This is a genomic window from Dokdonia sp. R86516, from assembly GCF_044596715.1.
GTDB lineage: Bacteria > Bacteroidota > Bacteroidia > Flavobacteriales > Flavobacteriaceae > Dokdonia.
The window spans coordinates 932,640-951,168 of sequence record NZ_CP138998.1 but is presented as its reverse complement, the minus strand read 5'-3'; the positions used below and the strand labels follow the sequence as shown (position 1 = coordinate 951,168).

General features: G+C 38.8%; 18 protein-coding genes and 1 pseudogene. 13 read left to right on the top strand and 6 right to left on the bottom strand.

The genetic code is table 11. The annotated features are described in order from the left end of the window. Nucleotides 1-108: 108 nt before the first annotated feature. Genes SJY23_RS04350 through SJY23_RS04340 form a run of 3 tightly spaced genes read left to right on the top strand, consistent with a single transcriptional unit; the run spans nt 109 to nt 5,519 of the window. Nucleotides 109-2,388 carry a two-component regulator propeller domain-containing protein gene (locus SJY23_RS04350; protein ID WP_396597588.1) on the top strand — a complete coding sequence of 760 codons (2,280 nt, stop codon included), beginning with the start codon at nt 109-111 and terminating at the stop codon, nt 2,386-2,388. Beyond that, a complete protein-coding gene (gene recO, locus SJY23_RS04345; protein ID WP_035335267.1) occupies nt 2,388-3,107 on the top strand; it encodes a DNA repair protein RecO in 720 nt (239 codons plus the stop codon). The genes SJY23_RS04350 and recO overlap by 1 nt, the downstream gene beginning before the upstream one ends. Further along, a complete protein-coding gene (locus SJY23_RS04340) occupies nt 3,108-5,519 on the top strand; it encodes a TonB-dependent receptor plug domain-containing protein (RefSeq protein ID WP_396597587.1) in 2,412 nt (803 codons plus the stop codon). 36 nt (nt 5,520-5,555) lie between these two features. On the opposite strand, the gene rsmI is transcribed toward SJY23_RS04340, so the two are convergent. From rsmI to SJY23_RS04325, 3 genes are all read right to left on the bottom strand, one after another. Continuing rightward, nucleotides 5,556-6,230: a 16S rRNA (cytidine(1402)-2'-O)-methyltransferase gene (rsmI, locus tag SJY23_RS04335; RefSeq protein WP_396597586.1), complete on the bottom strand. Its 675-nt coding sequence runs from the start codon at nt 6,228-6,230 to the stop codon at nt 5,556-5,558. Between the two features lie 41 nt (nt 6,231-6,271). Beyond that, a complete protein-coding gene (locus SJY23_RS04330; protein WP_035335275.1) occupies nt 6,272-6,634 on the bottom strand; it encodes a DoxX family protein in 363 nt (120 codons plus the stop codon). 143 nt (nt 6,635-6,777) lie between these two features. Next, on the bottom strand, nt 6,778-7,626 hold the full coding sequence (locus SJY23_RS04325; RefSeq protein WP_396597585.1) for a hypothetical protein: 849 nt from the start codon (nt 7,624-7,626) through the stop codon (nt 6,778-6,780). A 113-nt stretch (nt 7,627-7,739) separates the two neighbouring features. Here SJY23_RS04325 and SJY23_RS04320 point away from each other — a divergent pair, with 113 nt between their 5' ends. The 10 genes and pseudogenes from SJY23_RS04320 to SJY23_RS04275 all read left to right on the top strand — a co-directional run bounded on the left by SJY23_RS04320 (nt 7,740) and on the right by SJY23_RS04275 (nt 16,474). Then, a complete protein-coding gene (locus SJY23_RS04320; RefSeq protein ID WP_396597584.1) occupies nt 7,740-8,399 on the top strand; it encodes a thymidine kinase in 660 nt (219 codons plus the stop codon). Then, on the top strand, nt 8,399-9,499 hold the full coding sequence (gene alr, locus SJY23_RS04315; protein ID WP_396597583.1) for an alanine racemase: 1,101 nt from the start codon (nt 8,399-8,401) through the stop codon (nt 9,497-9,499). The genes SJY23_RS04320 and alr overlap by 1 nt, the downstream gene beginning before the upstream one ends. 89 nt (nt 9,500-9,588) lie before the next feature. Beyond that, nucleotides 9,589-9,996, top strand: coding sequence for a large conductance mechanosensitive channel protein MscL (mscL, locus tag SJY23_RS04310; protein WP_396597582.1), 408 nt, complete (start codon nt 9,589-9,591; stop codon nt 9,994-9,996). Nucleotides 9,997-10,226: 230 nt separating this feature from the next. Next, a complete protein-coding gene (locus SJY23_RS04305) occupies nt 10,227-11,216 on the top strand; it encodes an aspartate-semialdehyde dehydrogenase (protein WP_038598429.1) in 990 nt (329 codons plus the stop codon). 81 nt (nt 11,217-11,297) lie between these two features. Further along, complete coding sequence (locus tag SJY23_RS04300; protein ID WP_396597581.1) at nt 11,298-11,930, top strand: CatA-like O-acetyltransferase; 633 nt, start codon at nt 11,298-11,300, stop codon at nt 11,928-11,930. A 59-nt stretch (nt 11,931-11,989) separates the two neighbouring features. Beyond that, entirely contained in the window at nt 11,990-12,364 is a 375-nt protein-coding gene (locus SJY23_RS04295) for a DoxX family membrane protein (protein WP_396597580.1), read from the top strand. Between the two features lie 111 nt (nt 12,365-12,475). Further along, complete coding sequence (locus SJY23_RS04290) at nt 12,476-14,644, top strand: prolyl oligopeptidase family protein (protein WP_396597579.1); 2,169 nt, start codon at nt 12,476-12,478, stop codon at nt 14,642-14,644. Between the two features lie 30 nt (nt 14,645-14,674). Continuing rightward, on the top strand, nt 14,675-15,673 hold the full coding sequence (locus SJY23_RS04285; protein ID WP_152023918.1) for an NAD(P)H-dependent glycerol-3-phosphate dehydrogenase: 999 nt from the start codon (nt 14,675-14,677) through the stop codon (nt 15,671-15,673). 3 nt (nt 15,674-15,676) lie between these two features. Beyond that, a pseudogene (locus tag SJY23_RS04280) lies at nt 15,677-15,925 on the top strand (DUF3667 domain-containing protein); the annotation flags it as partial. Between the two features lie 48 nt (nt 15,926-15,973). Further along, nucleotides 15,974-16,474: a hypothetical protein gene (locus tag SJY23_RS04275; protein ID WP_396598132.1), complete on the top strand. Its 501-nt coding sequence runs from the start codon at nt 15,974-15,976 to the stop codon at nt 16,472-16,474. A gap of 49 nt (nt 16,475-16,523) precedes the next feature. Here the strand turns inward: SJY23_RS04275 and SJY23_RS04270 are convergent, their stop codons facing one another. From SJY23_RS04270 to SJY23_RS04260, 3 genes are all read right to left on the bottom strand, one after another. Then, on the bottom strand, nt 16,524-16,919 hold the full coding sequence (locus SJY23_RS04270; RefSeq protein ID WP_396597578.1) for a hypothetical protein: 396 nt from the start codon (nt 16,917-16,919) through the stop codon (nt 16,524-16,526). Between the two features lie 86 nt (nt 16,920-17,005). Continuing rightward, nucleotides 17,006-18,022: a phenylalanine--tRNA ligase subunit alpha gene (gene pheS / locus SJY23_RS04265; protein ID WP_396597577.1), complete on the bottom strand. Its 1,017-nt coding sequence runs from the start codon at nt 18,020-18,022 to the stop codon at nt 17,006-17,008. 120 nt (nt 18,023-18,142) lie between these two features. Continuing rightward, complete coding sequence (locus tag SJY23_RS04260; protein WP_035335302.1) at nt 18,143-18,505, bottom strand: hypothetical protein; 363 nt, start codon at nt 18,503-18,505, stop codon at nt 18,143-18,145. Nucleotides 18,506-18,529 lie beyond the last annotated feature (24 nt).

The window sequence follows — 18,529 nt, the reverse complement described above, 5'->3', positions numbered from 1 at the left end:
AAGCGTACTTCTAGATAATGTCGTACTAGCATATGTGAGCGCCTCATTTCGATTCATAGTGCAATAATTGTACATTTGATCGTTTTAAATAAATAAGATTTTCTTGCTGTGAACATACGTCTTCTTCTTATTGTATTCTTGGTTTCATCTATTGCGGTGGCACAAGATTTTTCTGAAGATTGGACAGCTCATTTTTCTTATAATCAAACCGTAGGTATCACCTCTGGTAATGATAAGGTGTATGTAGCATCTGAGAATGCGGTTTTTATCTATAATACACTAGACGGCACTACCACAAACAGGACTACGGTAAATGGTCTTTCTGGTAATTTAATCTCTTCTATATATTATAGTGAGAGTTTTGACACCCTTTTCGTGGGTTATGAAAATGGAGTGATAGATGTTATTGTAGGTAACACTTCTGGCGTACTTACGGTTGTAGATATTTTTAATAAACCAGCCATTCCGCCAGATCGCAAGCGTATCAACCACTTTGAAGAATATAATGGGTTTGTCTATATAGCTACAGGCTTTGGTGTGTCACTTTATGATGTAGGTAGGCTTGAGTTTGATGACTCCTATTTTATAGGCAATAATGGAGGGCTTTTAGATATAGGTAGTACTGCTGTTCAAGAACCATATATTTATGCCGCAACCCTAGATGGTGGATTACGTAGGGCACTCGTTGCAAACGATAACCTTATAGACTTTAACAACTGGGAGACAACTCGAAATGGCGCTTTTGAGAAGGTTATAGAATTTGACAATAACATTTACTTACAGGAGGATAATGGTCTTCTAATCTCATCTAACGGGTTAGATTTTTCTGTTTTTAAAAACTTTCCCACTTCCATTATAGATGTGCGATCTAGCGCTGAGAATATTATAGTCACACTCAACGCTAGTGTGTTTTTGTATGATGTAAATGGCACCCAAGTTCAAAATTATGGGGCTATAGCAGATTTCAATCCCAAATATGCCACTGCACTTGTAGAAGATAGCGCTGTGTATATAGGTACATTAGGGTCTGGTGTGGCTCTCTTTGATATCGCAACTCCGGGAGACATAACTCGTTTATTACCTAATGGACCGTTAGAAAATGCACATTTTGACGTAGCAGCAAGTACAGGTTCTGTGTGGTCTGTTTTTGGTGATTATACTGTTTCATACAATCCATTCCCACTTAAAAGGCAGGGGATAAGTCGTTATAGTGAGGCAGAGGGATGGAGTTCTATTCCGCAGGAAGATTTCTTTGGAGCTAGTAATTTTGTACATATTGCTATTAATGATCAAGATCCGTCTCGATTATATGCTAGCTCTTTTAATGGAGGACTTGTGGAAATCATAGATGAAACTCCAAGTATTCTCTATGATGAAAATAATAGTCCGCTTTTACCAGTGGCTACCACGACAAATGATGTGAGAGTAAACGGAGGAGCATTTGATAATGATGGTAATTTCTGGGTGACTAATGCGCGTTCTGTACTAGGTTTACAACGAGTTTCTCCTAGCGGACAGTTTACTCCATTTAATACAGAAGAGATTCTTGCTGGTGAAGATGCAAACTTGGATGCTATTGCTATTACCCCAGATGGTAATATTTTTGTGGGAACAGATAGAAGAGGTGTTATTGGTTTTAATCCAAGTACAAATACATTTGCTCGTCTAGCAGGCGAAGATGGTGCTGGAAACTTACCTATAGATGATATACGATCACTAGCGGTAGATAGAAACGGAGCACTGTGGATAGGCACAAGATTAGGTTTGCGAGTGCTATTTGGTCCTTCACAACTCTTTGAAGATCCTCAGGTAAGTGCAAATGCTATTATAATATTACAAGATGGTATTGCTCAAGAATTGCTTAATGACCAGGTGGTAACAGATATTATTGTAGATGGCGCAAATAATAAGTGGCTTGCTACTGCAGATTCAGGAGTGTTTTATGTGAGTCCGAATGGGCAAGAAACAATTTTTCATTTTACTACAGATAATTCGCCGCTTCCTTCAAATACGGTGCAATCTGTAGCAATTGATCCAGAAACGGGTAGTGTGTACTTTGGTACGATAAGAGGAATGGTAGCTTTTGATGGCTCCTCTACTGCACCAGCCGAAGATCTTGAAGAAGTGCTCGTGTACCCAAACCCGGTAAGGCCTGGGTTTAACGGTAATGTGCGTATAGAAGGGCTTACTGCAAATACTAATGTGAAGATTACAGATCTAGTGGGCAATCTTGTCTATGAAGAAAACACCACGGGGGGAAGCATTGAGTGGGATACAACTGCTTTTGGGCGACATAAGGTTGCATCTGGAGTATACCTCATTATAATAACGGGACCACCAGAAGAGCTGCAAGAAACTACCATTAAGAAAGTCATGATCATTAGATAATGCTAGTAAAAACAGAAGCCATTGTATTTTCTGCTCTTAAATATGGAGAGGCAGATCTCATTGTGAAAGCATTTACACAAAGTAGCGGACTCAAATCTTATCTCATTAGAGGAGTTTTAAAATCAAAGAAAGGTAAGCTTCGAGTTGCCATGTTTCAGCCGCTCACACATTTAGAGATTGAAGCAAATCATAAGGATAAAGGCACTCTAGAAAGTATACGTGAGGCAAAAGTGGTCACTCATTACACGAGTTTACATACGGAAGTGGCAAAAAGTGCCATTGTTTTTTTTATTGCAGATGTACTTAGATCTTCTGTGCAAGAGGAAGAAGAAAACGTTCCTCTCTTTGATTTTATAGTGAACGCTAGCTTATGGCTAGATTTAAATAATACGATTGCAAATTTTCATTTACTATTTCTTTTGAAGCTAAGTGGCTACTTAGGTTTTTATCCAGATGACTCAGAGGTTCAGCATGAGTACTTTAACTTGATAGACGGAATGTTTGAAAATGCTGAGACAAGTATTTACTGCCGTTCTGGGCAGGATATCGAGTTGTTAAAGTTATTCTTGGGCACAAATTTTGATGCATTAGTTTCTATCAAACTAAACCAAAAACAGCGCACCTCTTTTCTCAACATGCTATTACAGTATTATGAGTTACATTTACACGGTTTTAAAAAACCTAGATCACTAGCGGTGCTCAACTCAATTTTCAGCTAAATGCGCATACTTTTTACCCTACTCTTATTAGTAGCTGTCTCTGTACAAGCCCAGAAAATCACGGTGCTTGATGTAGACACGCGCGAACCTATAATAGGAGTTGCTATTTTTAATAAAGATAAGAGTAAGAGTGCCCTCACAGATTTTGACGGGAGAGCAGATGTGACCGCTTTCGCGAAAGCGGAAATCCTTTATTTTCAAGAAGTCGCACATAAAGATGCGCAATACAGCAAAGCTCAGATAATAGCGCTTTCTAATAGAATCTTCTTGAAGCAGAAGGATAATCAGCTTACAGAAATTGTGCTCTCTGCAAGCAAATTTGCACAAAGCCGAAAAAATGTACCGCAAAAAATAGTAGGGATCTCATCTGAAGATATACAGCGCGCAAACCCACAAACAGCAGCAGATTTACTACAGGCAAGTGGCTCTGTATTTGTTCAAAAAAGTCAGCAAGGTGGAGGTAGTCCTTTGATAAGAGGATTCTCTACAAATAGGTTACTCATCACGTTAGATGGCGTTCGTTTTAATACCGCAATCTTTAGAGGTGGAAACGTACAGAATGTAATCTCAATAGATCCATTTACTATAGATCGCACAGAGGTGCTACTAGGTCCAGGGTCCGTAATTTACGGTAGTGATGCCGTGGGAGGAGTAATGAACTTTTATACAAAGCAACCCAAGCTTTCATTTACAGAAGATCACCTAGTTACTGGTACTGCTGTCGCACGTGTAAACACTGCAAATAATGAAAGGACAGGGCATTTTGATATCAATATAGGGAAGCGCAACTGGTCTTTTCTTACTAGTGCAAGCTACTCAGATTATGATGACCAGCGTCAAGGGAAGCATGGCCCAGATGATTATTTACGCACTGATTTTGTAAAAATTATAGATGGTGTAGATACCGCCGTGGTTAATGATAATCCTTTAATACAAGAAGGCTCAGCTTTTAACTCATTAAACTTGATGCAAAAAGTGCGTTTTAGGCCTAACGATACTTGGGATTTTAACCTAGGTCTTATTTATGCCACTACATCAGATTATGATCGTTATGATAGATTAACGAGAAAAAGAGATGGAGAGTTTAGAGCAGCAGAGTGGTTTTATGGTCCGCAACAATGGTTTATGACTAACCTGCAGATTGATAAAGAGGGTTATGGGAGTTTTTATAATCGTGCAAGAGCAACCATAACGTACCAAAACTCTAAGGAAAGTAGAAATGATCGCGATTTTGGCGGAACAGATTTTTTTGAAACAGATGAGAATGTAGATGCTTTTTCTGTAGGCTTAGATTTTACAAAAAACCTGAAGTCAAAGCGCAATAAAGTCTTTTATGGACTAGAGTATGTACACAATAAAGTAGGATCTAATGGTCAAGTAACAGATATCACTACAGGAACTATAAGCAATCAGGCTTCTCGTTATCCAGACGGATCTACATGGCAGTCTCTTGCTGCTTACGGTACTATACAATTAGAACTTACAGAGAAGACACGCCTGCAATCTGGATTGCGTTATAACCACATATTTCTTGCAGCAGACTTTTCTGATAATAATGAGTTTTTTGCACTGCCTTTTGACAAAGCAGATTTAAGTACTGGAAATCTTACAGGAAGCATAGGTGTCACTCATGAAATTTCTAAGGCAGTAAGCCTCAAAGCAAATCTAGGAACAGCGTTTAGAGCACCTAACATTGATGATGTAGGTAAAATATTTGATAGCGAGCCAGGATCTGTAGTCGTGCCTAATCCTAATCTTAAATCTGAGTATGCATACAATGGCGAGCTAGGATTTAATTTCAATTTTTCTAACGCACTAAGGTTGGATGTAAACGGTTATTATACATTGCTAGAGAATGCATTAGTACGTCGTGATTTTGATCTTGATGGCGTGACAGAGATAGCATATCAAGGAGAATTAAGCAATGTACAAGCGATACAGAATGCCTCAAAAGCTGAGGTTTATGGTATAGAAATAGGTGCAGATGCAAAGCTTTCTAAATCTCTAAAGCTTACAGGGCAGTTTAATTATACGAGTGGTGTAGAAAAAGACGAAGATGGTAGTTACATACCTTTTAGGCACGTGGCACCGCTTTTTGGTAATAACCATTTAATATGGACTAGTAATAAATGGACGCTAGATGCTTCGGTGGCATATAGTGGTTCATTTGATTTTGATGAGCTCGCTCCTAGCCAGCAAAGTAACTCACACCTTTATGCACTAGACGGTGATGGTAATCCTTACTCGCCTAGCTGGTATGAACTTAGTTTAGGGAGCCGTTATGTGCTTTCAGATAGTTGGTCTTTTACGGCAAATCTTGATAATATTACAGACCAGCGTTACCGTACATATTCATCTGGAATAGCTGCTGCGGGAAGAAATCTAATACTGGCGGCGACTTATAATTTTTAATGTTACGCTTTCGCGAAAGCGTAAAAAACCATTTAACTACTTGCTTTTACCACCTACTATGATGACAATCTCACCCTTAGGAGGTTTATTTGTGTAATGGGCAAGTACTTCTGTAGCAGTCCCGCGCACGGTTTCCTCATGTAATTTTGTAATCTCTCGAGAGACAGAAACCGGGCGATCCTCTCCAAAATATTCTATAAAATGGCCTAAGGTCTTTACTAGCTTGTGAGGAGACTCATAAATAATCATCGTGCGTGTCTCTTTTTGAAGAGCTAGAAAGCGAGTTTGGCGCCCTTTCTTTACAGGAAGAAAACCTTCAAAAACAAACTTATCATTAGGGAAGCCGCTATTTACAAGTGCAGGTACAAATGCTGTTGCACCTGGTAAACAGTCTACCTCTATACCTGCCTCTACACAAGCTCTAGTAAGTAAAAAACCAGGGTCAGAAATGGCAGGTGTACCTGCGTCACTTATACAAGCTATGGTCTCACCAGCTGCAATGCGTTGTACGATAGCATCTACAGTTTTATGCTCATTGTGCATATGGTGACTCATCATCTGCGTGCCTATTTCGTAATACTTAAGTAGTTTGCCGCTGGTGCGTGTATCTTCTGCAAGAATAAGATCTGCTTCCTTAAGTATGCGAATAGCACGGAAGGTCATATCTTCAAGATTACCAATAGGCGTAGGAACTAAGTAGAGTTTTGACATGCCGCAAAGTTAGTGATTAATGATAGTTTGTAGTTGTAAAACTAGCGATACATGGGTCTCACTTCTTTCCCAAAAAAGTAAGAAGCAAGAAGTAATACTAATGCAACGAGCGTCAAAGTAATATCATGATCTGCCTTGTAGTGGGCGGCAGCTGCGAGAACTACGTCAAAAAATATTCCAGCATAAGCCCACTCCGTAAGCCAGGGTATACCTCGCCACAATAACATGAGGATTGCACATATTTTCAATACCGCTAGCGGTATTACAACGTACGTAGGATAATTAAGAGCCTTAAAAAAACCTTCAACCATCTCTGTATTTCTAAAATACATTTGAGCAGAGTAGAGCATGATAGCACAAATGCCTATTGTGGTGATCCAATAAATAATACGTTGTACTTTCATGGTAAGCTAGTTTTGATTTTAGAATTGAAAAGGAAGCGTTGAACGATGAACTTTTGCGCATTTGTCGCAATCCTTAATCAAAACTTAATATGTTTTACTGTAATCTGTCGTTAACTGCTTTATTTACGAGCAGTGTGAAGTTTTTAAGAATACCTTCCTTCCACAATTTCAAGAAAGCGAGTTTCTTGAGCTTCTTTACCTTCCCAGTTATTATAATCAGGTTTTACCATTTGAGATATAAAAGTGTTAGCTTCTGCTGCAGAGCCAAAAGTTTCTAGTTGGCTTAAAACTCTATTATAGTCAGAGGTGCTTCCAGCGAATAGATGTTTTATGAAGGAGAGCTTGTCGTTAAGTCCAATTTTTAAACCGGTTTTTAAACGGTCATTAAGATTCTTAGGCTTATCATTTGCACTTTCTTTGTTAGAAGTTTCCTTAGGTTCAAAAATGGGCATTTGGCCATATTCATTCCCAATTTCAAAACTATCGGCCTTTCCTACTTCAGGTTGAGGTGGTATGATTGCATCTATTACTTTATCAATATCTGCAGCTTCAGGAGTCATTTCTGGCCACATATCTTTTATTTTTTCAATCACAGGCTCATGTACAGGCTCATCATCATCATTGTATTGAGTGCCATCTGGTCTGTGATGATCGTCTGTTCCTTTTGCTTCGGCATATCTAGCTTGGTTATCTGCTAGTATCTCGGCAGGCGTTCTTGTAGGTGATGGAGTCGTCGTGGTTTGAGTTTCTAGATTAGTTAGTGACGCTTCGCTTGCTGGCGCAAGTTCCTCATTTACCATTACTTCCTCTAGTTCTCTTAGTCCCAAGGTAGGTTTTCCTGCATTTTCAAGTTGTTCTGCATAAGCTAGAACAGTGAGCTTTTCGTGCAGTTTTCTAGTTGTATCTGCCAGTTGTTTATAATCTGCATTGTCGCGTAGTTGTAGAATTTTATGAGCTATGCTTACGAGTTCTGCCTTGATAGTTTTCTTCATAACTTTGAGATATGTGGAGCGGTTTCAACGTAATTTTGATACATTTACCTCTGCCTTAATCATTGGGATTAATAAAACGGAATTATTACCGTTTTGGTCTAGAAAAGTACAAAATGTTTCTCGAAAATACAGTAAATCATAAAGAGCAATTTGGCTGGATTGAAGTCATTTGCGGATCTATGTTCTCTGGTAAAACAGAAGAACTCATCCGTAGGCTCAAACGCGCACAGTTTGCAAAACAAAAAGTTGAAATCTTTAAACCTGCGGTAGACACCCGTTATGATGAGGAAATGGTGGTCTCTCACGACTCAAATGAGATACGATCTACTCCAGTTCCAGCGGCTGCAAACATCCCGATGCTTGCAGATAATTGCGACGTTGTAGGCATAGACGAAGCACAGTTTTTTGACGATGAGATCGTAAAGGTTTGTAATGATCTTGCAAACCGCGGTATACGAGTAATCGTAGCTGGACTTGATATGGATTTTAAAGGAAACCCCTTTGGGCCTATGCCTAACCTTATGGCAACAGCAGAGTATGTGACTAAGGTACACGCAGTATGTACTCGCACAGGTAACCTAGCTCAATATAGCTATAGAAAAGCACAGAGTGAAGATATCGTTATGCTAGGAGAGACCGAGGAGTATGAGCCCTTATCACGTGCAGCATATTATAAAGCTATGCTGAGAGATAGATTACGTAAAATGGATGTTGAAACTCCTGAGGAAATCACAGTAAATAACTCGAGGCAAACCCCTCAAGACCCTAACTAATGGCAATTACACGCTTAGAAATAGATCTAGCTGCTTTACGCCATAACTATTCTTATTTAAGAAAAAAGGTAGCCCCTTCTGTTAAAGTGATGGCAGTAGTAAAGGCATTTGGGTACGGGAGTGATGCCGGAGCTGTGGCTCAAGAATTAGAAATTCAAGGGGTAAATTATTTTGCTGTGGCATACGTTTCAGAAGGCGTCGCCTTGAGAGATGCAGGTATTACAACTCCTATTTTAGTACTGCACCCACAACCAGATAATTTTGAAACGCTGCTAGAGCGCTGTTTGGAGCCTAATATTTATAGCAGGAGAATGCTAGAAATGTTTTCCGCTTTCGCGAAAGCAAAAAAGCAAACAGCATATCCCATTCATCTTAAGTTTAATACAGGACTTAATAGACTAGGTTTTTTAAATACAGATGTGCCATGGATTCTTGACCGCTTAAGCGAAAATATGAGCCTAAAAGTAGCATCGCTCTTCTCACATCTAGTAGCAAGCGAAGATCCCACCGAAGAAGAATTTACCTTAAATCAAATCCTTCAATTTACAAACATCTCAAAAGAACTCTTGCAAGGGCTAGATTATGTGCCATTTATGCATATGACTAACACTTCTGGGGTTATTAATTATCACAGAGCTCATTTTGATTGTGTACGTATAGGTATAGGTTTATACGGATACGGTAATAATAAAGAGGAGACAGAAAATTTAAAGCCTGTAGCTAGATTAAAATCTGTAATCTCACAGATACATCATATTAAAGCTGGGCAAAGTGTAGGATATAATCGTGCTTACAAAGCCACCGAAAATATAATTACCGCTACAATACCTATAGGTCACGCAGATGGTATTTCTAGAGCTTACGGCAATGGCGTAGGTTACGTAACGATTGCGGGAGAAAAAGCTCCTTTTGTTGGAAACGTCTGTATGGATATGATTATGGTAAACGTTACAAACATTGCCTGTGAGGAGGGAGATGATGTAGAGATTTTTGGAACACAAACTGGTGCAGATGCTTTAGCTCAAGAAGTGCAGTCTATCTCTTACGAATTACTTACAATGGTTGGTCAGCGTGTAAAACGTGTCGTTCTCCGAGACTAGTGTTTTTAACATTAAAAAAAATTAACGTTTCTTTAGGCTTTGTTTTTTTTTATTACCTTGCTTAAAAATTAACCTTAAAATACATTAAAATGTTAAAAGAATTTAAAGAGTTTATTATGACGGGTAACGTCATAGATCTTGCTGTCGCTGTTATCCTTGCTGGTGCAATTGGATTAGTAATCAACGGTTTTGTAGGAGATATTATGATGCCTATCGTAGGTCACTTTGCAGGAGGAGTAGACTTTGCAGATCTTAAAGTAGTACTTGATGAGGCTGTTGTAGCAGCAGATGGTACAGTTACTACTGCCGAAAATGCAATTATGTATGGTAAGTGGATCAATGCAATCATAAACTTAGTAATCGTAGGATTTGTATTATTTATGATGGTTAAAGCTTATAACAAAACTAAGAAGCCAGTTGTAGAAGAAGTAGCAGCAGATCCAGGACCATCTGAGATTGATTTATTAAAAGAGATCAGAGATTCTCTTAAGAAGTAATTACTAGTAGCAACCGCTACACTATTATATTCTAACTTAAACCACCTTGTTTATCTAACAAGGTGGTTTTTTTATACAATTAAAACAAAGTTTGATGTATTGTTATATATCTAACTAACTTTTAAGGTTTCAACGGCTTATAAATCGTTAATGCGTGCTAACTTTGACGTTCTATAAAGTTTTCGCGAAAGCGAAGCTCATTTTTAAAACAACCTCTTTAAAACGATACTATGAAAGTAGCGGTAGTAGGAGCCACCGGGATGGTAGGCCAAGTGATGTTAAAAGTTCTTGCAGAACGTGATTTCCCAATTACAGAGTTAATACCTGTAGCCTCAGAGCGCTCTGTAGGTAAAAAGGTTACTTATAAAGACAAGGAGTACACAATTCACTCTATGGAAGATGCCATTGCAGCAAAGCCGCAAATAGCAATCTTCTCTGCTGGAGGAAACACCTCAAAGGAGTTTGCACCTCAGTTTGCAGAGGTAGGTACAACAGTAATAGATAATAGCTCTGCCTGGAGAATGGACCCTACAAAGAAGCTTGTAGTACCAGAAATAAACGCTACCTCACTAACTAAGGAAGATAAAATTATTGCAAACCCCAATTGCTCTACTATACAGATGGTGCTAGCAATGTCTCCTTTACATAGAGAATACGGTATTAAGAGATTAGTCATATCTACTTATCAATCTATTACTGGTACAGGAGTAAAAGCAGTAGAGCAACTAGAAAATGAATATGCGGGTGAAAAAGGTGAGATGGCATACCCATACCCTATTCACCGCAACGCCATACCAGCGTGTGATGTTTTTGAAGAAAATGGATACACAAAGGAAGAACTTAAACTGGTAAACGAAACCCAAAAAATACTAGATGATCGCTCTATAGCTGTTACAGCTACGGCAGTACGTATTCCAGTAGTAGGAGGACATAGTGAATCTGTAAATGTAGAGCTGCGTGCGCCTTTTGAAGAGAAGGACATTCGTAAGGTTCTTAATGAAACTTCTGGAGTAACTGTACAAGACAACCCAGATACAAATACGTACCCTATGCCTATTTATGCAGAGGGTAAAAATGATGTTTTTGTAGGTCGTATACGTCGTGATTACTCACAAGAGAATACGGTTAATATGTGGATTGTGTCTGATAACCTTCGTAAGGGAGCAGCAACAAATGCGGTACAAATAGGTGAGTACCTCGTAGCAAACGGACTGGTGTAAATCCAGCTTTAACATATCTTAGTGTATAAAAAGTCCCTCATCGCGAGGGACTTTTTATATTTGTGATAAATACCTCAAGCATTGAAAAAAATAGACATCACCACCTGGAAACGTAAGAAGCATTTTGAGTTTTTCTTACAATTTGAAGAGCCTTACTTTGGGATCACCTGGCAAGTAGATATGACACTTGCAAAGCAGCGAGCAAAAGAGCAGGGTATCTCACTTTTTGTGTACTACCTGCATAAATCTCTTGAGGCGGCTATGGCTATAGAAAACTTTAGATACCGCATTAGGCCTAATGGAGAGGTGGTGTTGCTAGATACTATAAGCGCTAGCGCTACGCTTATGAGAGACAATGAGACGTTTGGATTTAGTTACATTCCTTACGATGCAGATATGACGGTTTTTACAAAATCTGTAGAGCGTGAGGTGGAGCGTGTAAAGGAATCAGATGAGCTTTTTCCGCCTATTAATACAGATGATGTGATGCATTGCTCTGCCATATCTTGGATGGATTTTACAGCAATCACACATTCAAGACTCTTTAAAGCAAAAGACAGTGTTCCAAAAATTTCTTACGGCCAGATTACTCAAAAAGAGCCAGGAGTTTACACAATGCCTGTTGCCTTATATGTACACCACGGTCTTATAGATGGTTTGCATCTCTCTAGGTATAAGATCAAATTTCAAGAGCTGCTAGACGGTAAAGAGTAGGTCTTGTAATTAAGTGCTGCTCACTTCGTCTAAGGTTAGGAACAATAAAACCAACCATAATGAAATTAGCACACACAATTATAAGAATAGGCCTAGGACTTATGTTATTTGTCTTTGGTCTGAACAAATTTTTCTGGTTTATGCCAGATTTTGAATTTGGTGATAACGTAGGCGCAGCAAATCTTTTTCAGGCATTTACAGATAGTCGTTATATGTGGCCACTTGTGGGAGGGCTTGAAGCGATTATTGGAGTACTATTTATTACTAAAAAAGCATTTCCTGCTGCATTACTAGCGCTCATACCTATTTCGGTAAATATTGTGCTCTTTCACGCAGTGCTTGATCCGCCTAATATTGCGCCAGCTTTACTAGTTGCTATCCTCAATGGTTACTTCATTTATCGCAACTGGTCTTATTACAAAGATTTAGTGTAGGTCGTGCGCACCATAACATATTTATACCCACTTATTTGAGTGGGTTTTTTTATGCTTTCGCGAAAGCGTAATAACTCGTATCTTGAATCTCCATTCAAACACCCACACGTTATGAAAAAACTAGTTCTATTTGCACTGGCTACAACCGCAATAATAAGCTGTAATCAAGACGCCGAAAAACAATCAACATCGATGGCTGTAACTTATACTGAAACAAAAAAAGTAGATACGGTAGACACCTATTTTGGCACAGAAGTGCAAGACCCTTATCGCTGGCTAGAAGACGATCGCAGTGAGGAAACAATGGACTGGGTAAAGCGTGAAAACAACACTACGCAAGACTACCTCAAGAATATTCCTTTTAGAGCAGAGCTTAAAGATAGACTCGCTACTTTATGGAACTATGAGAAAGTAGGTTCCCCTTTTAAAGAAGGTGATTATACATACTTCTATAAAAACGACGGACTCCAAAATCAATATGTAATTTATCGCTACAAAACAGGTGAAGATCCTAGTACAGCTACGGTATTTCTAGATCCAAACACCTTTGCAGAAGATGGTACTATTTCCTTAGGAGGAGCTAGCTTCTCTGAGGATGGATCTATTCTTGCTTATGCCATTTCTGAGGGAGGAAGTGACTGGCGCAAGATTCTGGTAATGGATACAGAGAAAAAAGAAATTGTAGAAGATACCCTAGTAGATGTAAAATTCTCAGGAATGTCTTGGTACAAAAATGAAGGTTTTTATTACTCTAGTTATGATAAGCCTAAGGGCAGCGAACTATCGGCAAAAACAGATCAGCATAAATTATACTATCATAAATTAGGTACAGCACAATCTACAGATAAGCTCATCTTTGGCGGCACAGCTGCAGAGAAACATAGATATGTAGGTGGTAGTGTTACAAAAGATAACCGCTATCTGCTTGTGAGCGCTCGTAGCTCTACCTCTGGAGGAAAGTTATTTATGAAAGATCTTACTAAACCAGGTAGTGACTTTGTAACCATACTTGGTCACGAAGATTCTGATAGCTACGTGATGGAAAACGTAGGAAGCAAGCTTTTTATAGCAACTAATCTTGATGCGCCTAATATGCGTGTTGTAACGGTAGAAGCATCTAACCCTACACCAGAAAACTGGGTAGATTTTATACCAGAAACAGAAAATGTATTGAGCCCAAGTACTGGCGGAGGATCATTTTTTGCACGTTATATGGTAGATGCAGTTTCAAAGGTAAAACAGTATGACTATAGCGGTAAGCTAGTGCGCGATGTAGAATTACCAGGAGTAGGAAGCGTAGGAGGTTTTGGCGCAGAAAAAGATGAAAAAGAACTGTACTATAGTTTTTCAAACTATAAAACGCCAGGGAGCATTTATAAATACGACATCGCATCTGGTACCTCAGAATTATTTATCAAGCCAGATATAGATTTTGACCCAGAAGCTTACGAGAGCAAGCAGGTGTTTTATAACTCAAAAGATGGTACGAAGGTGCCTATGATTATCACATATAAAAAGGGAACTGAGCTCAATGGTAAGAACCCTACTATTTTATATGCTTACGGAGGTTTTAATGTAAGTCTTACTCCTAGCTTTAGCATTGCAAATGCTGTGTGGATGGAGCAAGGTGGAGTGTATGCAGTGCCTAACTTAAGAGGTGGTGGTGAATATGGTAAAAAATGGCACGATGCAGGAACTAAGATGCAAAAGCAAAATGTCTTTGATGATTTTATTGCAGCTGCAGAGTATCTTATTGATAACAAATACACCTCAAAAAAGTACTTAGCAATACGCGGTGGTTCTAACGGAGGTTTGCTTGTAGGAGCAACAATGACACAACGTCCAGATCTTATGCAAGTAGCATTACCAGCAGTAGGTGTAATGGATATGTTACGTTACCACACCTTTACAGCAGGTGCAGGATGGGCATATGATTATGGTACAGCAGAGGATAGTAAAGAAATGTTTGAATATCTCAAAGGGTATTCTCCAGTACACAATGTAAAAGCGGGAACGTCATATCCAGCAACAATGGTTACTACGGGAGATCACGATGATCGTGTAGTACCTGCTCACTCTTTTAAATTTGCGGCAGAGCTTCAAGAAAAGCAAGCAGGAGATGCCCCAGTGCTTATACGTATTGAGACAGACGCTGGTCACGGTGCTGGTACGCCAGTAGCAAAAACCATAGAGCAGTATGCAGATATCTTTGGCTTCACATTATACAATATGGGCTACGAGGTACTACCAGAAAAGGTAGGCAACGTGATGAAAAAGTAACTAGCATAATTAAGACATAAAATACAGATGATGAGTAAACCCACATTTGGAGTTATAGGAGGAGGAAGCTGGGCAACCGCTATTGTAAAAATGCTATGTGAAAACCTAGAAACTGTAGGTTGGTATATGCGCAGTAACTATGCACTTGAGCACATCAAACGCGAAGAGCATAACCCAAGTTACCTAAGCTCTGTAGAGTTTAAGCCAGAACAGCTTAAGTTAAGTAATGATATAAACGAGATTGTTGCTTATGCAGATGTAGTCATCTTTGCAGTGCCATCTGCTTTTATAGGCGGTGAGCTAGCAAAGCTCACGGCTTCTTTAGAAAATAAACTCATTATTTCTGCTATAAAAGGTATAATGCCAGAGAGTGGTAAGCTGGTGGGTGATCACTTTCACAATGTATATAATATACCTTTTGAAAATATAGGCGTTATTGCTGGCCCTTGTCACGCAGAGGAGGTGGCCCTTGAGCGCTTGTCATATCTTACAATAGCTTGCGCAGATAAAGAAAATGCAAAGCTGGTGGCAAAAAACTTATCTAGTGATTATATAAAATGTACCACTAGTGATGACATTATTGGGATTGAGTATGCTGCTACGCTCAAAAATATTTATGCCATCGCGGCTGGTATTGCACACGGTTTAGGCTACGGAGATAACTTTCAAGCGTTGTTAATGAGTAATGCTATACGTGAGATTAAACGTTACGTAAAACGTGCTCATAAGATGAAGCGTGACATTAATGGCTCTGCTTATTTAGGAGATTTATTGGTGACGGGTTATTCTGTCTTTAGCCGTAACAGAATGTTCGGTAATATGATAGGGAAGGGCTACACGGTAAAAAGCGCACAGATGGAAATGTCTATGATAGCCGAAGGCTATTATGCAGCAAAAAGTGCTTTAGAACTTAATGAGTCTCGCGAAAAACAAGCCAAAATCCCAATTATCGAGGCCGTGCATTGTATTCTCTATAAAGGAAAAGATCCTAAGAAGGTATTTAAAAAGCTTACAGAGAAGCTTAATTAAGGTATGAATTGTAAGAACTGTGGCACAATATTAGAAGGAGATTTTTGCAGTAATTGTGGGCAAAAATCCCGTACTGATAGAATAAACGGCACATATGTTCTGCAAGAGATACCTAATAGTTTATTCCAAGTTGACAGAGGTTTTCTTTATACCATAAAGCAACTTTTTACTCGGCCAGGTCATACCATTAGAGAATATATAGAAGGAAAGCGTGTAAACCATTTTAAGCCGATTTCCTTTGTACTGTTACTGGCAACTATATACGTGTTTTCATCTCTGTTACTGGATAAAACTACAGTGATGGGACAAGCCATTTCAGTATTTAGTCAAGCCATGAGAGATGCTTCAAAGAATGAAAACGCTTTATATGTTGAAAAAAATGTTGCGCCAGCTATTATTTCTTTTCTAGAAATTGTAAAAGACAACTATGCCTATGCAACTATAATACTTTTACCATTTACTGCATTAACTACTTATATATCCTTTTTAGGAAAAGGATATAATTACTTTGAGCACTTAATTATTAATCTTTTTGTAGAGGGGCAAAAGTTGATTATTTACCTTATATGTGCACCCTTTCTTCTTCTTGATAGCAACGAGTATATAGCGTTTGCTTTAGAAGGGGCCTTGATCATTATGCCATTAATATTTGCAGGATGGACATTTGTGCAATTTTTTAATGAGAGTAAAACAATAACAACCATTTTGCGATTAGTATTAAGTTATATGCTCTACTATATCTTGTTTATTTTGATAATGGGTTCAGGAATTATCGTAATAACAGTCTACTATTTTAAGTAAATAAGGTATTTTTCTCTTAAGTACGCTTTCGCGAAAGCGTAATAATAAGCTACACTGCTAGTACACCATCTTTATCCATTACAGGAAGCGCTACGGCGCTTTCTCCTTTTATGGTATGTGCAGGAAACTCAAAACGCTTCTCATACATCTTGTTATCTAGAAAATATGTAACCGAGTAGAAGTTATCTAGCTTAAAGATGTCTTCTTGCATAAACTCAATCTTTGCAAACCCCTTTGCTGGTAGCACTTTTATGGTGTGACGCGTGTGCGTGGTCATTTGCTTATCATTATAGCCTTGTACGGTAAGAAGTACCATCTCGAGTGGTGCTAGGCCATCGTTTATGATATATGCATTCCAGTCTAGTGTTTTAAACTCCTCGTGCATTTCTTGCACAGCAGCGATATAAACGTCTTTTACTTCTGGTATGATAATGTCTTTGCGCATAGCTCTAATCTGGTCAAGCGCAGTAAAGACCTATTTAATAAAGAAATGATGTTTCCCACGACTGCGCTCGAGGGGATAGTATGACTTTAAAAAGCAGATTTAAACTGCTCTAAGAAACGAGCATCGTTCTCACTAAGCATTCTAATGTCTGAGATCTGGTGTAGTAATAGTGCAATACGATCTATACCCATACCAAATGCGAAGCCACTGTACTCTTTTGAGTCAATACCACAGTTTTCAAGTACATTAGGATCTACCATACCACAGCCCATAATCTCAAGCCATCCGGTTCCTTTTGTCATTTTGTAATCTGTCTCTGTCTCAAGACCCCAGTATACGTCTACCTCTGCACTAGGCTCTGTAAATGGGAAGTATGATGGACGTAAACGTATTTTACTTTTCCCAAACATCTCTGTAGTGAAGTACTGCAGTGTTTGTTTAAGATCTGCAAATGATACGTCTTTATCTATGTATAATCCTTCTACCTGGTGAAAGAAACAGTGTGAACGACCACTTATAGCCTCGTTACGATATACACGACCTGGAGAGATTGTACGTATAGGTGGTTTGTTATTTTCCATATATCTCACCTGTACAGATGAGGTATGCGTGCGTAATAATACGTCTGGATCTGTTTGTATAAAGAAGGTATCCTGCATATCACGTGCTGGGTGATACTCAGGAAGATTTAAGGCAGTAAAGTTATGCCAGTCATCTTCTATTTCTGGACCTTCAGAAACGTTGAATCCTATGCGAGAAAAAATATCAATAATTTGATTTTTTACAATAGAGATAGGGTGGCGTGCTCCTATTTCAATAGGTTCACCTGGACGTGATAAATCTCCGGTAGCTGTTTCTTCTTCGGCGCCTTCTAGCTTTTCTTTAAGCTCGTTTACTTTTTCAAGAGCACTTGCTTTAAGGGTGTTAATTACCTGTCCATACTCGCGCTTCATCTCATTAGGCACATTGCGAAAATCTGCCATAAAATCATTCACAAGCCCATTTCTCCCAGAATACTTAATTCTGAACGCCTCTACCTCTTCTAAAGTTTGGGCATTAAAGGCCTTTACTTTTTCAATGTGTTCTTTGATTTTATCTAACATAATGGATGATTTTACCCTCTAAAAGGAAAGCGCAAATTTAAGAATAAAATTGGGGTGTAGCCTTAAAAAGAGCGTGCGAAAATAAACACCCACAAAATCTGAGTTTGCTATTAGTAAGATTTAAGAAATAAGTCCTTTTTCTAAAAAGTACTGCACGATGGCATCCTTCATAAGTATTTGTTGCTCACCAGCTTTAAGTGGTGGTAAGGCTTCTAGTACTTTGTAATGTGGCCATCCATCTGGATCATCATAATCGTACTGGTAGTACCCAAAAGGTTCTAGTAAACGGCATATGGCTATATGCATCAAGTTCATCTTTTCATCCTTCTTAAAGGTTTTATCTAGTTGCCCTAGCTCTTGTATACCTATGAGGTATATAATGCTGTCTAGATCCATCGCTCCCGTATCTCCCTCTGCAAAGCGGTCGGCTAGTTTTTGTACTACCGCTTCATATCTCTCTTTAAGTTGCTCGTCTCTTGCCATAAATGTGCATCATCGGGAGTTTAG

Bases quoted from the DNA above. Each gene is read 5' to 3' on its own strand.
- recO (WP_035335267.1), top strand. From the start codon at position 2,388: ATGCTAGTAAAAACAGAAGCCATTGTATTTTCTGCTCTTAAATATGGA.
- SJY23_RS04340 (WP_396597587.1), top strand. From the start codon at position 3,108: ATGCGCATACTTTTTACCCTACTCTTATTAGTAGCTGTCTCTGTACAA.
- rsmI (WP_396597586.1), bottom strand. From the start codon at position 6,230: ATGTCAAAACTCTACTTAGTTCCTACGCCTATTGGTAATCTTGAAGAT.
- SJY23_RS04330 (WP_035335275.1), bottom strand. From the start codon at position 6,634: ATGAAAGTACAACGTATTATTTATTGGATCACCACAATAGGCATTTGT.
- SJY23_RS04325 (WP_396597585.1), bottom strand. From the start codon at position 7,626: ATGAAGAAAACTATCAAGGCAGAACTCGTAAGCATAGCTCATAAAATT.
- SJY23_RS04320 (WP_396597584.1), top strand. From the start codon at position 7,740: ATGTTTCTCGAAAATACAGTAAATCATAAAGAGCAATTTGGCTGGATT.
- alr (WP_396597583.1), top strand. From the start codon at position 8,399: ATGGCAATTACACGCTTAGAAATAGATCTAGCTGCTTTACGCCATAAC.
- mscL (WP_396597582.1), top strand. From the start codon at position 9,589: ATGTTAAAAGAATTTAAAGAGTTTATTATGACGGGTAACGTCATAGAT.
- SJY23_RS04305 (WP_038598429.1), top strand. From the start codon at position 10,227: ATGAAAGTAGCGGTAGTAGGAGCCACCGGGATGGTAGGCCAAGTGATG.
- SJY23_RS04295 (WP_396597580.1), top strand. From the start codon at position 11,990: ATGAAATTAGCACACACAATTATAAGAATAGGCCTAGGACTTATGTTA.
- SJY23_RS04290 (WP_396597579.1), top strand. From the start codon at position 12,476: ATGAAAAAACTAGTTCTATTTGCACTGGCTACAACCGCAATAATAAGC.
- SJY23_RS04285 (WP_152023918.1), top strand. From the start codon at position 14,675: ATGAGTAAACCCACATTTGGAGTTATAGGAGGAGGAAGCTGGGCAACC.
- SJY23_RS04275 (WP_396598132.1), top strand. From the start codon at position 15,974: ATGGGACAAGCCATTTCAGTATTTAGTCAAGCCATGAGAGATGCTTCA.
- SJY23_RS04270 (WP_396597578.1), bottom strand. From the start codon at position 16,919: ATGCGCAAAGACATTATCATACCAGAAGTAAAAGACGTTTATATCGCT.
- pheS (WP_396597577.1), bottom strand. From the start codon at position 18,022: ATGTTAGATAAAATCAAAGAACACATTGAAAAAGTAAAGGCCTTTAAT.
- SJY23_RS04260 (WP_035335302.1), bottom strand. From the start codon at position 18,505: ATGGCAAGAGACGAGCAACTTAAAGAGAGATATGAAGCGGTAGTACAA.